We start from the raw sequence: 13,386 nt of genomic DNA, 5'->3' as shown, positions 1-13,386 counted from the left end.
TAGAGTTCCATATCGTGCTTCTTTGTTTTCGGTTTCTGATCCGGCTGTTCTTTTCCAACTTTCTCTGTTTTTGCAACCTGCGCTTCTTTTTCTTTCTGACGTTCTGTGAACCTGTCTGCCTTTTCAAAGACGTGATCCTTTGTGTCAAAGTGATATACATCATTGGTAAGGCGTTCTGCTGGTGCTACCTGAGTGGCATTAACTTCTTTTACCATATCTCTTAACATTTCCGCATCCACTTGCCCGTCATCCGGCAAGATCAGCATTTGATGGATGGATGATGGCAAAATGAAGAAATCATTTCCCAGAAGTTCCCCCATGTTATCCATGAATTCCGGATAAAAGATCACACCGGCTCCATCAATTCTTTCTGTATTTGTAACAACAAAGAATGTCGGCATCTCGCTTGACTCCTGCAATGTTTCTAGCAGCATTTCACGTTCATCTGGTGTCAGCATGAGAATATTTTTCTGATATATTTCATCTATCAGTACACCTATACTTGATACCTCTGGGACCATGACACGCGGTGAACTTTTCATAGCGTCTTCATGAATCTGCTCCTGTGTCACTCCATATTCCTTCATCATTTCATTTGTAATCAGCATGGAACTTAATCCATCCTGATTCTTGCCTACTGCCACATGATAGGTAATTGCAAGATCTTCCTTTAGCTGGTGTGGCACAATTTCGATGATTTCTTTTTTGTTTTTTCTGTTATGACACACGGATAAACAGCTTGTCCTTCACATCTTCATAGTTTAAAATAGCTTTCAGATCAACCTGTATCGGTGCCTCAATAACTATATCTGCAATCTTTCTGCATACAGTTTCCATTGTTACGCCAGGCTGTGCTTTATATGCTTCATACAGCTGGTTAAGATTGATCGTCGGGGTAAGCATCTCACCTTCTTTTCTCACCATCAGTCCCGTATAGGCACGGTTCAGTTTCTGACACTCCATCGTTGATACCTCTGCATTCTCATAATCCCTTGGTAAAAAGAGTTTGATATTGTCCTTTACTTCATTTACAAATTCATTAAAATTCATTCTTCGTTTTCTCCTCTAATCTGTTTTCTTGATTTCTTTTTGCTTTTGTTTTTTGGTTTCTTTTGTGGAAAGGATAAAGAGAAATTCACCCTTCCGGTTTCATCTGCATCCATATGAAGATCTGCCTCAAAGTACATATTTTTCTTTCTGGAATACAGGTCTTTTACATGCACACTTCCGTTTTTCAGAAGTTCTGCAGCCATCTTTTTATCCATGGTTTTTTCCATGCTCTGCAGATAGCGGTTATCTTTCCAGAGAGCAAAGTGGCAATCGTGGTTGCTGCAATAGAAGTTGGTTTTACTTTCATATACCAGGCTTCCACATACCGGACAGGTTCCAATGCTTTCTCTGGTCTGAAATCTTCTTGTTTCTTCTTCGGAAATCGCATCGCATCCATTCAGCATCATGGTCAGCATGTTTTTGATCCCAGTCATAAACTGTTCCGGTGCAATCTCTCCATGCTCCATCAAAAGCAACTGGTTTTCCCATTCTGCAGTCATACTTGCAGATTTCAGGAAGTCTGGCAGGATCTCCACAAGGACTTTTCCATCATCTGTTGGAAGGATCTGTTTTCCTTTTCGGGTGGCATATTGGGAATAGATCAGTTTCTCGATGATACCGGCTCTTGTTGCCGGAGTTCCTAATCCTTTCTTTTCCGTATCTTCATCGAATTCCTTATTTCCAGCTGTTTCCATTGCCGCAAGGAGAGTATCTTCGCTGTATGGTTTTGGTGGCGATGTAAAATGTTCTGTCTTTTCTGCAACTACAGCATAGAAAGTCTGTCCCTGGGTTACTTTCGGCATCCTCTCTTTCATTTCCTGATCCGGATCTACGATTGCCATGCGGTCCTTATTCTTGAAGCAGTTTTCAAAGAGTTTCCATCCATCCTGCAGAACAATCTTTCCTTTTGCTTTGAAGATTTCTCCCTGGCATTCCACTTCAATCTCTGTTTCCTGGTAAATGTGATCCTTACTCATTGCCATGACCGTATGGACTGCGATCAGGAAGAGAATCTTTTCTTCCCAGGATTTCAGTTCATCCAGATGGCTGGATGCAAGCTCCATCGTTGGGATGATTGCATGGTGATCTGTCACTTTGCTGTTATTCATGACTTTCTTCACATCTGGCTGCTCCGGCTGATCAAACGGACCTGTCAGCTGATATTTCTCATAAATCTGACGAACCACATTTCTTGCAGTCTGTTCCATATCTTCTGTCAGATACTGGCTGTCTGTTCTTGGATAAGTGATCAGTTTCTTTTCGTACAGGCTCTGAGCGGTATCCAGTGTCTGTTTGGCTGTCATTCCATAGATACGGTTTGCTTCTCTCTGCAGTGTGGTCAGGTCATAAAGCTTTGGTGCTTTTACTTTCTTTTCCGTTTCTTTTACTGAAGTGACAATAGCTTCATTTCCATGGCATCTGCTTCTTAACTGTTCCGCCTCATCCGGATCAAAGATCTTTGACTTTACTGCCGGAATTCCGTCACAATCCAGTTCTACATTGAAATACTTTTCTTTCTGGAAATTGCTGATCTGTTCGGCACGTTCCACCAACATGGCAAGTGTCGGTGTCTGAACCCTTCCAACGGTCAGCTTTTTGAAGTACTTTGTGGTGTAAGCTCTGGTTGCATTCATTCCGACCAGCCAGTCAGCCTGAGAACGGCATACAGCAGCTTCGGCCAGATGTCGGTATTCCTCTGCGGATCTCAGATGCTGCATTCCATCAAGGATTGCGGAATCTTCCAGAGAACTGATCCATAATCGTTTCACCGGCTTTTTACTTCCGGATAAGTCATAGACATGTTTGAAGATTAATTCTCCTTCACGTCCGGCATCACAGGCATTTACGACGTATTCAATTTCCGGACTGTTGAGCAGTCTTTTTAAGATATAGAACTGATCTTTCTTATCTTCTGAGACTGTAACTTTCCAGTCTTTCGGGATGATCGGGAGATCTTCATATCTCCACTGGTTAAATTTCTCATCGTAAGCATCCGGTGAAACATATTCGGCCAGATGTCCGAAGCACCAGCTGACCATACAGTCGGTTCCTCGTAAATATCCGTCTTCTCGTTCCTGTGCTCCAATCACTTCTGCGATTGCTCTTGATACACTTGGTTTTTCTGCAATTACTAAATACATGATGTATTACCTCCTTCATATAACGAAACGGAGAGAGCATGTTTTACAGCCCCCTCCGCTAAAAAAGTTTATTTATTTTTCATTTTCTTCAAAATCTTCGTCTTCAGACTCTTCCTCATCCGGAACTTCTTCCAGGCCACCTGTTTCCAAACCTTCCGGCTGATCATCCTCATCTTCCTCTTTTTTAGGTTTATAGATCTTGAAGTAGTAGTAAGCTGCCACACCGCCGAGAGCCAAAATCAGGATTGTTGCCATTGCACCCATATTAGATTTTGCAGATGCTGTTTTCTCCGTATCAACGGTAGCTTCCTTGTCTACATCCTCATTATTTGTTTCATCCGGCACAACTTTTGATGTATCCGGCTGTGGTGTTACGACAGTAGCTGTACTGTCTTTATCCAGAAACTCGGACAGATCATTCTCATCAATCTGAGATAACATATAGACATTCTGGGATGTGGCACTGCGGTCGATCACGATATAGAAGGTATTATTATTCTTCGTTGTAACCGTAAGAAACTCTTTTGTGGAATCATCGGTAATGTCATCCTTAACTTCGCCATTTCCAGGTGTCGTAAATGCAGTTCCCTGGTCTGTTCCATCTTCCGGTAGCACCTCATTTGTACTTGCCGCCTCATCCTTTTTCTCTTCTTTGTCTGTTGACTGCTCTGTCTGAGTTGTCTCTACTTTGGATGCCTCTGCTGATTCATCCACATAGGCAAATGCTGTGGTTGATGCTGTAAAAAGCATCATGACTCCCAACAGCAATCCTGCCATTTTCTTATTCATTTTCTTCCATTTCACCATTCTGATATTCCTCCTTATTTTCTTCTGTGAATACAAAGGAGCCTGAACCTTCATCGTCAGACTCCCTGCTTACCTGAAATTTAACTTTTCCACTCTGGATACCATCCAAAAGATCATATAACTGATCATTATCCATCTTCATACCACGGATGCACCTGATCATCTCATTGTCCTCTTCCTGCTTTAATGCAGCCTGGATACCCCTAAGATATTGCTGCAGATCCGCGATCTTTTTCTCTGTCTTGGCAATCTCATCCAGATATTTCTTAATCTTTTTATTCAAACTTTCACCTCCCTTCGTTCACCCCTTTATGGCAGTCTTCCAAAGCACATGAAATGTTGCTGCCAGTAGGATGTGCTGATATTTGAGTAATGGATCGGATCCCCGCAATGGATCATCATATTGTTACCGACATAGATACCCACATGGCTTGCACCGGATGTGTTATACGTTCCCTGGAAGAAGATCAGATCTCCTGGTTTTGCTTCTTGCGGTGATACATAAGTACATACGCCTCTTAATCCATCTGCGGTCAATCGTCCATAGTTCCAGCCATTACCACAGTGGTTAATGACATAAGATACGAATCCTGAGCAGTCAAATCCGGACGGAGAGTAACCACCCCATACATAAGGTACTCCCAGATATTTTTCCGCTTCTCGGATCATCCGGGCAAATTCTTCATCCTGCAGTGCTTCCGGTGGAATCTCATAGCTCATTCCATTACCGCCTGATCCACTGGTCACATTGTTTACATCCCACAGATAATTTCTGTTTCCATAGGTCGTATTTAATGCATTGTAAATAATCAGCTGCTCTGCATTCAGATTGGCTCTTGCCACAGCATCAAAGCTTCCATTTGTCAGTGTCACATATAGAATCTTCTTAGTGCTTGTACTGGTAACCGTTACTTCCTGACTACCATTGTCATCTGCGATATAGGCTTCCCAGGTCTGGTGTCCATGAGCAGAAGCGGCAGCATGGTTGTCATAGTAAACGTCAAACTGCACACCATATCGTGCAAAAGCTCCGGTATCTTCAACCGTGTATTCCACACCATTCATTACTACCTTAGTGCCGATCGGCACAAATGGATTGGAAGCATCTACAGCAATGGTATGGTTTGCTGTTGGATATGCACCACTGGCAGTTGGACCTCCGGACCATACACCACAGCAGATTCGACAATTACAATATCCGCTGGTCACTACCTGTCCTAATGATTCTCCGACTCGAACATTTCTGGTTTCTGTCACCGTTTTTGTTCGACCTTCTGTATTCAGATGATATTGTGCTTCAAAAAGAGATTGCAGCTCGTTTTCAACATCTGAGTACGTCCAGTCCCCGTATTTTGCGGTAAGATACGAGATAAGATGGTATGGATTATGACCAATCTCAGCAATGTTGTACTGATACTCGTCATAATTTGGATGTCTTCGTTCCATCTCATTTATCTGCTGATTCAAGGCACTTTCCAAAGCAGCATATCTGTTTTCGGCAGCATAAATATCCTCGTCTGAACTTGGATACGTTGTAATACCGATCACAGATCCAGCACCCTCAATAGAAGCACTGCAGCTCCCCAGAGATACTGCTATGACAAGAAAAAGAAGCGCAAAAATACCGATGCCTGCGAACATGGCACGATTACGCTTTATAATCTCTTTCAAGGCAATCTTTGCTTTTACCGTCATGTTCTCGACACCGGCAATGGTTGTCGCTCCACCTAGACTGCCAGCGGATTTTCCGACTCTGGCTGCCCGGTATGCATCCTTATATCGTTTTTTCTGAAAGAAGCGGTTATAGAAATGTCTCTTTTGCTCAGCGTTCTTTACCGATTCTGCATGTTTGACTCCTTCCATACTTTCTGCAGAACCAAATTTCAGTTTCTTTTCTACAGTAGCCTCACGATAACCTCTGCGATGGGTTTTCACATCCGTTCGTTTGCTGCGGATCTGAGCATGACGTAGGCCACGTAACGCAGCTTCTGTTTCACGCTCTGCAAGTCTGGCACTTTCCACACCTGCATTTTCATCTGTTTCTTCCTCTTCGGAAGTGACTGCTTTCATGCCAGATATAACAGCTTGTGTGGCAATGTACTTCCCGGCTGTCCCTCCCGGTTTCATGCCAGCACCTTTCACCATCTGATTTCCTTCATCATCAAAGGATAATCTTCCGGCTTTTGCCTGTTCTTTGGTCATCTGTTTTTGCAGCTGCTTCTTCCGAATGGATTTCTTTTGGCTGTTCAGATTATTATCATCATCCGGGATTTTTTCATGACGATGCAGTTTCTTTCGATATCCGGATACTTTTTCTTCCGGTGTGACTTCAACTGTATCCTCAACAGCTTCCTGCCGGACAGAAGATTTCCGGATCTTTTCCATCTGCAGTCGTTTACCTTTTCCCGATTTTGAATCTTCGCCCTCAGTCTTTTTTCGTTCCCGTTCCGGAACAAATTCTTCTTTATTTTCCGGTCACCCCCGGCTCCTGTGACTGATATCTTTTACACTACCATCACGGAGGTTTTCTTCTGTCAAACCCTCCCTGGTCATCTTTGCGACCTTTTTATCCTTGCCTTTAAATTCTTTTCCAGCTATAGGTCATCACCTCCTGGCACAACTTTTCTTTCTGTACTCATTCAGTTCCTGGCGTCCAATGATCGGGATACCAGGATAACCATCTGCCTGCGTTCTGATTGCCGGAGAGCTTGCCTGGATATGAAATACCCAGTTCAATTCACTCGGATCTCTTGGCCAGAAACCATTGATCAGCATAGCTTCCTTAAACTGATTATTGTACAGATGAATCTGGGTACGTTTATACAAAACTTCTTTCAGATCATCACTGGTAAGATGTGGATAGATCTTCTGTGCCGGATAAAAGTTCCAGAATACCCAATCAAGGATAATGTTCTGTGTTTCCAGCGGAAGTTCATACAGATGATGATCATCATTGACTGTATGAACACGGTATCCAGGCTGTGCATTTTCCAGATTTTTCATCTGAATGTAAGGATTATCCTGATTCCACTGCCTGATTCGGATCTTATCAATTTCCTTCATGCTTTTCCGCCTCCATTTCTTTCTCTCGTTTTTCAACTTCTTCCGGTTTTGTAGTCATCAAACTGTACAGCTTCAAGTTCTTATCGAACTTGTCCTTAAATGGAATAATTGTTGTTCCATAGAAAAGAAGTCCTTCTCCTTCCCCGGAATTCGTCACATAAGACAACTGATACGGGGAAATATTCAGCTGTTTTGCAAGGATCTGTCTGTCACCTGCAGCCTGGTTCAGCATCAGGATAAAATCACTGTTCTCAAAGATATTTTCAATTTCCCTGCTGGCAAGAAGATCTTTGATATTCTGGGTGATACCACTTGGAATACCACCCCATTTTCTGAATCTCTTCCATATTTCTACGGAATAAGCTGCTGTCTGTTCTTCTTTGAGCAGAAGATGGAACTCATCGATATAGTACCTGGTGGATTTGATGCCGCGGTTGATCGTAACTCTGTTCCATACCTGATCCTGGACGATGAGCATTCCGATTTTCTTCAGCTGCTTTCCAAGTTCCTTGATGTCAAAGCAGACAATACGGTTATTCAGTTCCACATTGGTTCTATGGTTAAATACTTTCAGTGATCCATTTACATAGATTTCCAACGCTGTTGCAATTCTCTGTGCCTGCGGTTCTTTCTGCTTTCTGAGGCAGTCATACAGGTCACCAAGGACCGGCATATTTTCCGGTTTTGGATCTGCAAAGTACTTCTGATACACCAGTGGAAGACAGCGGTCGATCACTGATTTTTCCTCTGCTTCAATTCCATCCCTGCTTCCCATGATCAGCTCACATAAAGACAGGACAAAATCAGATTTTACACCAAGTGGATTGTCATCATCGGAATAATCCATATTGATATCCATCGGATTGATATAATCCTTACTGGTTGGTGAAATGTGTACAGACCTGTCCGCCAAGTGCATGGACCAGTGGGTAATACTCACCCTCCGGATCTCCGATGATAATGTCATCCTTCGTAACAAAGAAAGCGTTGGTGATTTCTCTTTTTGCTGCAAAGGATTTACCGGATCCAGGCGTACCAAGGATCAATCCATTCGGGTTTTTCAGCTTTTTACGATCCACCATGATCATGTTGTTACTGAGTGCATTCAATCCGTAATATAAGGATTCTCCTGCCATAAAAAGTTCCTGTGTCGTAAACGGAACAAAGATTGCTGTACTGGTAGTCGTAAGAGCCCGCTTGATTGGGATATGATTTACTCCCAGCGGAACACTGCTCATCAATCCTTCTTCCTGCTGATAATCCAGACGTTTCAGCACACAGTTATATTTCTGTGCAATACCGGCCGTCTGGAAGATGGCATTATCCAGTGCCTGTTTTGTCTTTGCAGTATTTAAAAAGAGCGCTGTTACAAGGAACATACGCTCATTTCGTGACTGCAGGTCTTCTAACAGACGCTTAGCTTCTCCGCCATACGTGTTCAGATCCGATGGAATGATATCCATATCGTATCCGGCCCAGGACTGCTTTTTTCTGTTCTTCGATTTTCATTCTGTTGATATCTGTGACCTTGCTTTTTACAAGCTTGATTGCTTTCATCTGATCCACAGACTGAACATGCAGATTGACGATGAGATTCTTATCAATATCCAGAAATTCTGCAAGCATCTTATCTGTAAGCTCCGGTGCCAGGATCTGCAAATAGGAGACTGCTCCGATGGTATTTCCCATGCGGAATGTATTTCTGTCCTTAAATACAAAACTGGTCGGTGCCACATAATCTTTGGTATTGAGTCCGGTACGGATCATGGAACCATAATCAAACTGGAAGTCTGTCATGTTGTCTGGATTGAAAGTCTCATATAAAATCTGCAGTCTTTCCATCCCATTCAATGGATAAGCTGGAACTCCAAGGATCTTGAAGTTGTTCAGGATATCCGACTCAATACGTTCCAGCTTTGGCTTTGCTTCCCGGATATTATCTGCTTCGATGGAGAAGGTGATATATTTTGATTTCACCAGTCCATTATTTCCTTTCGCCAGCTGCTGTTTCAGCATCTTGGCATATTCCATACGAACATCGTCAAAGGCATCATCCTGAGGACGAATCCGGATGACCTGTTCAAATTCTTTCATGCTACTTTTATGATTGATAAAACTCAGCTGAAAATGGATACTGGCATCAAAGTAATTGAGGAAATCGCACCAGTTTTCAAAGATTGCATTTTTATCTTCGTTCTGAGCCAGCTGGTAGTTGATGTCATAAAAGCGGATACACTTAGAATACGTTTTTCCCTGTACCCTGCAGATTCCATCTCTTCCCATTTCCTTATAAGCGATCGACTGCTGGACGGACAGTTTTTTCTGCCTGCGTTTTTCTTCCTGCTTTTCTTTTTTCTTTTTCTCTTTTCTGTCTACTTTTTTGTGCCCGGTATCTGCGACAGTTTTCTTATTTTTCTTTTTTCGCAACCGTTTTTCCTCCTTTCGGTTTTCCTGCATCCGGAGACTGTCTGATCTGTTCCGGATCTGTTTCGTAATAGTTTTCAGTTTCATATTTTCTGACGGGTGGACGAAGAAACTTCACCCGGATCATATGCATCAGAACATCTTCCAGATGCATCCCGTCTTTTTCGTACATGGCAAATAAAAATGCCGGTAACATCAAAAGCACCATGACCGTTGCTGCATTACTGTTCCCCATCACATTACGCAAGAGAAAATAGCTTGGAATTCCCATTGCAGCACCTATCCCGATACAGATCAGCTGTCTTTTGGTCAGGTTAAATGCTACTTTATTCTTTACCTTTGTTAAATCTTTCGGTACGCTGACATATGCCATGATTTTCACTCCTTCCTGTAATTTAGTGTGCGTTAAATATCGACTTACTTAAGGATGCCGTCTTAAAGAGGCTGTAACATAAGATCACTGTGTAAGCCATAACGCCAAATAATGAAGAACTCAGATTATCTGAATACTGGATACCTGCAACAAGCACTGCATAGATTGCAACGCATACCATCATCAGAAATGCCTGGAAAGCCAGGGCAAAGAGTCCTCTGAAATAATTCGTGCCGATCTGTCCCCATTCTCTGTTACTCATAGTTGCGAATGGAATCGGCGCAACTGAGGTATATAGGTAAATCTCTATCATACGTCCATACATGATCACTGTGATCAGTACAGACAGGATTCTCATACAGAAGCCGGCGATAAGGGTTTCCAGCGCCAATACAACAAGTTCTCCGATTTCCATACTTTCCAGGGTTGCGGAAAGATCCGTCAATGCCGAAGAAATATCAATGGCGGTACTTCCTGTGATAACACCGGCCGCAGAATTAACTACGTGCTGGCCCACATCGAATACCGCCATTGTGATCGTAAATGTGTTACTCACCAGATATACAGCAATCCACATTTTTACGAAGTACTTGAAAAACATCCAGGTATCAATATCATGCATGTTGTTGCGCTCGGTCAGCATAGAAATCAATTCGTAGCAGAGTACGAGTGTGATAATAATACCTGCGATCGGCATGATCACGGAATCCGATAAGTTCCGGATCATACTGAATATGCTGCCGTTCCACCCTTGCGGGGTCTGTCCAACCTGGGTAGCGATCTCACCGGTCTTTTGATTAACATCAGTAAACATCGTGTCCAGGTTGGAAGTGATCATCCCGGTTAAGAGTTCCCTCATCCATTCCTCAATCGCATCAAAAATCTGACTGAACATGGATCTCTACTCCTTTCTCTTAACCAAATAATCCACTCAGAAGCGGGATCAGCTGTGTTCCGATCAGGATAACACCACCACCGCTCATCAGCTGCTTAATTCCCTGACTTTTTGCGCCAGGATTGTCATTACCATAACCTTCCATCAGGTTGATTACACCCCAGACACCAAGGCCGGCACCGATTGCAACGACCAGTGTCTGAAGGATATTGATTGCACTGCTAAAAAAAGCCATAATCATGTGTGAACAAACGCTTTTTCTTATGGTCTGTAAGCGTTTGGCTCTACTCCTTTCCCTTTTATTCAGACCTTTTTGTACCCTTATCAGTAGTAGCAGGGTGCTCGAATTCTTTTTCTTTCATATCAGTCCTCACCTTCCTCAGCTTCAATCGCTGATACGTCTTCTTGTGTCACAGTTACTTCATACATTTCAAATTCTGTATCTTCCGACATCATCAGTCGGTGTGCCAAATATTTTTCGACATCAAACGCATTATTCTTATTGAAATCGGCAAGCTCTTTGTACCGTTTGTGCTTTGTGATGTCATATTTGTTGCTTAAAAACGGCCGGACTCCTCGAAGCTGTAAGATACATTTTTCTCCATCCATGACCGCCAGCTCATCTCTACTCATCAGTTCTTTTCCAGTCTTTTGATAGTTCAGCCCATAGGACCGATTGCTTCCTCTGGTGTCTGATGTGTTGTAAAGATCAATGGTTTCCTTTCCCAGGGTTTCTGATATTTCTTTCAGTGTGGAACTTTCCTTTCCACCAAGGAAAAGAACAGTGTCACAGTTGCCCGTGATCGTCTCAGCAGCATCCTTATAGATGGTTTTCAGCTGAGATTGTGACTGCAAGATGATAGAAGCGGAGATTTCCCTGCTTCGGATCGTAGCAATCAATTTGTCGAATTTTGGGATCTGTCCGATATTGCTGAACTCATCAAGGAGCAGCCGTACATGATAGGGAAGCCTGCCTCCATGCTCATCATCCGCTTTATCACAAAGCAGGTTAAAGAGCTGGGTGTACATGATCGCTACCACAAAGTTGAATGTGTCGTCTGTATCACTGATAATGACAAACATAGCTGTTCTCTGATCACCGATCATATCCAGTTCCATTTCGTCATACGACATGATTTCTCTTAGTTCCTGAATGTCAAATGGTGCGAGTCTGGCACCACAACTAATCAAAATCGACTTCGCCGTTTTGCCAGAGACAAATTGTCAAGGACTTTTTCATCAAATTCACAAAAAATCCACAAAAAAGGTGCCAGAAGCACCGTATGGCTCCTGACACCTCGTTTGACAGATTACATTTTTCCGTTCAGCAGGTCTTTGCAGAGATACGCATAGTCTGGCAGCTGGTTGATATATGGCTCCCAGCGCCGTTTGATTTCGGCCAATTCCAGCGGATCGGCTGCTTCCAGTGCATGATCGTTGCCTGTCATATATAAAACATCCGTAGCAACATCATCCAAACACCTGCCGCAGAGATCGGCGGCTGATTCGATTCTGATACCGGTATCCACATAGACTGGATTGACGCCAATCGCCAGCCAGACATAGCCTACCTTGTCCGACCAGAGCAGTTCAAAATCAGGGCTTTGCCGCAGATGTTCCGCAAAGATCTCCTTTACTCGTTCAATTTCATGCTTCTCTTTTTCTGTGTAAAGCATTTTCGTGTCCTCCTTGACAAAAATTTTGGTGCGTACCATCATCAGTTTAGCACAAGGCGGCTTCGTTTATCAGTCTGTCACATCTGCTGAATTTCATTTTTGAGCATACGCTTGATTTTATCGCTCATGGTTTCTGTGCTGGTATTGCTGAAATGGACATGAACCTTGTAGGTTGTCTTGCCGATTTTCTTTACCATCGCTGGCGTGTTTTCCGGCGCTCTGGACACAGTAGCGGCGTCTGCCGCCTGCATAGTACGGGGTTCTTTGTTCATGGCGCTCCTTTCTTTGAGCGGGTCTGTGCCGCCAGGTAAAAAATCAGTCGTGCTTACTGTTTACAATGTCTTTTGCTGTCTGTCGGGTAGCACCGGCATTTTCTTCCCGGAAATTCTTCCCGTCAAAGAGAATCGGCGCACACCGTTCCAGAATACGGTCATAGATACGGGCGTGGGCCAGATCAGGCGGTTTTTTCAGCTCGGACAGTTTCAAGTTTGTTGTGATAATCATGGGCCTGCGGCTGCGATAGCGGCTGTCGATGACGAAAAACATCTGCTCCATAGCATATTCGGTACTGCGCTCTACACCCAGATCGTCAATGATAAGCAGGTCGTACTCGTCAAAGCTGGCAATAAACTCCGACCTGTCCTCAGAGAACATCCCGGTCAGGCGGTTCAGAATGGTGGGGAAGTTTGTCATCAGCACCGGCACATCCTGGTCAAGCAAAGCGTTGGCAATACATCCGGCGAAGAAAGACTTGCCGGTTCCCACATCTCCAAACAGCAAAAGCCCGATATTGCTCTTATATGCCTCCTTCCAGTTCTCCACATAGGCGCGAGCCTTGTCCATCAATGGGTTTTCGCCGTTGTCGTTGGCAAAGGTGTAGTCATAGAGATAGCGGTCTTGCAAGCCCTGTGCCTTTCGGCGTTTGATACGCTCCATGCGGCGCTGCCGTTCTTCAGC

General features: G+C 43.6%; 11 protein-coding genes and 3 pseudogenes. All 14 read right to left on the bottom strand.

Annotated elements, in window-relative coordinates:
• Positions 1–1,050 (bottom strand): annotated as a pseudogene (locus R1Y93_RS07860) (DUF5688 family protein); the annotation flags it as partial.
• Positions 1,047–3,191, bottom strand: a complete 2,145-nt coding sequence (locus tag R1Y93_RS07855; protein ID WP_500822369.1) for a DNA topoisomerase 3 — start codon at positions 3,189–3,191, stop codon at positions 1,047–1,049. The gene R1Y93_RS07855 and the pseudogene R1Y93_RS07860, both read right to left, overlap by 4 nt.
• Positions 3,192–3,263: 72 nt before the next feature.
• A complete protein-coding gene (locus tag R1Y93_RS07850; RefSeq protein WP_500822368.1) occupies positions 3,264–3,998 on the bottom strand; it encodes a CD1107 family mobile element protein in 735 nt (244 codons plus the stop codon).
• Complete coding sequence (locus R1Y93_RS07845) at positions 3,973–4,281, bottom strand: DUF4315 family protein (protein ID WP_306787084.1); 309 nt, start codon at positions 4,279–4,281, stop codon at positions 3,973–3,975. The genes R1Y93_RS07850 and R1Y93_RS07845 overlap by 26 nt, the downstream gene beginning before the upstream one ends.
• A gap of 26 nt (positions 4,282–4,307) precedes the next feature.
• Positions 4,308–6,383 (bottom strand): C40 family peptidase, encoded by a 2,076-nt coding sequence (locus tag R1Y93_RS07840; protein ID WP_500822366.1) that lies wholly within the window; start codon positions 6,381–6,383, stop codon positions 4,308–4,310.
• A 219-nt stretch (positions 6,384–6,602) separates the two neighbouring features.
• Positions 6,603–7,061, bottom strand: coding sequence for a hypothetical protein (locus R1Y93_RS07835; RefSeq protein WP_055183032.1), 459 nt, complete (start codon positions 7,059–7,061; stop codon positions 6,603–6,605).
• Positions 7,048–9,518: pseudogene (locus tag R1Y93_RS07830) on the bottom strand (VirB4-like conjugal transfer ATPase, CD1110 family). Before R1Y93_RS07830 ends, R1Y93_RS07835 begins: the two are co-directional and overlap by 14 nt.
• Entirely contained in the window at positions 9,469–9,858 is a 390-nt protein-coding gene (locus R1Y93_RS07825) for a PrgI family protein (RefSeq protein ID WP_005334813.1), read from the bottom strand. Before R1Y93_RS07825 ends, R1Y93_RS07830 begins: the two are co-directional and overlap by 50 nt.
• Before the next feature lie 22 nt (positions 9,859–9,880).
• On the bottom strand, positions 9,881–10,753 hold the full coding sequence (locus R1Y93_RS07820) for a VirB6/TrbL-like conjugal transfer protein, CD1112 family (protein WP_015514791.1): 873 nt from the start codon (positions 10,751–10,753) through the stop codon (positions 9,881–9,883).
• A 19-nt stretch (positions 10,754–10,772) separates the two neighbouring features.
• A complete protein-coding gene (locus R1Y93_RS07815) occupies positions 10,773–10,988 on the bottom strand; it encodes a Maff2 family mobile element protein (RefSeq protein ID WP_005334815.1) in 216 nt (71 codons plus the stop codon).
• Positions 10,989–11,116: 128 nt separating this feature from the next.
• Positions 11,117–11,977: pseudogene (locus R1Y93_RS07810) on the bottom strand (VirD4-like conjugal transfer protein, CD1115 family); the annotation flags it as partial.
• A gap of 86 nt (positions 11,978–12,063) precedes the next feature.
• Entirely contained in the window at positions 12,064–12,429 is a 366-nt protein-coding gene (locus R1Y93_RS07805) for a hypothetical protein (RefSeq protein ID WP_024724752.1), read from the bottom strand.
• A gap of 77 nt (positions 12,430–12,506) precedes the next feature.
• Complete coding sequence (locus R1Y93_RS07800) at positions 12,507–12,680, bottom strand: transposon-encoded TnpW family protein (protein WP_431978759.1); 174 nt, start codon at positions 12,678–12,680, stop codon at positions 12,507–12,509.
• Between the two features lie 64 nt (positions 12,681–12,744).
• Positions 12,745–13,386, bottom strand: a 642-nt coding sequence (locus tag R1Y93_RS07795; protein ID WP_500822365.1) for an ATP-binding protein, incomplete at its 5' end; no start/stop codon positions are given.

It is taken from the genome of Blautia sp. HA3515 (assembly GCF_059933065.1).
Note: the sequence above shows the minus strand (reverse complement) of the source record. Positions and strands in the feature narration are given on the sequence as shown.

Bases quoted from the DNA above. Each gene is read 5' to 3' on its own strand.
- R1Y93_RS07805 (WP_024724752.1), bottom strand. From the start codon at position 12,429: ATGCTTTACACAGAAAAAGAGAAGCATGAAATTGAACGAGTAAAGGAG.
- R1Y93_RS07820 (WP_015514791.1), bottom strand. From the start codon at position 10,753: ATGTTCAGTCAGATTTTTGATGCGATTGAGGAATGGATGAGGGAACTC.
- R1Y93_RS07850 (WP_500822368.1), bottom strand. From the start codon at position 3,998: ATGGTGAAATGGAAGAAAATGAATAAGAAAATGGCAGGATTGCTGTTG.
- R1Y93_RS07855 (WP_500822369.1), bottom strand. From the start codon at position 3,191: ATGTATTTAGTAATTGCAGAAAAACCAAGTGTATCAAGAGCAATCGCA.
- R1Y93_RS07835 (WP_055183032.1), bottom strand. From the start codon at position 7,061: ATGAAGGAAATTGATAAGATCCGAATCAGGCAGTGGAATCAGGATAAT.
- R1Y93_RS07815 (WP_005334815.1), bottom strand. From the start codon at position 10,988: ATGGCTTTTTTTAGCAGTGCAATCAATATCCTTCAGACACTGGTCGTT.
- R1Y93_RS07800 (WP_431978759.1), bottom strand. From the start codon at position 12,680: ATGCAGGCGGCAGACGCCGCTACTGTGTCCAGAGCGCCGGAAAACACG.
- R1Y93_RS07840 (WP_500822366.1), bottom strand. From the start codon at position 6,383: ATGGAAAAGATCCGGAAATCTTCTGTCCGGCAGGAAGCTGTTGAGGAT.
- R1Y93_RS07825 (WP_005334813.1), bottom strand. From the start codon at position 9,858: ATGGCATATGTCAGCGTACCGAAAGATTTAACAAAGGTAAAGAATAAA.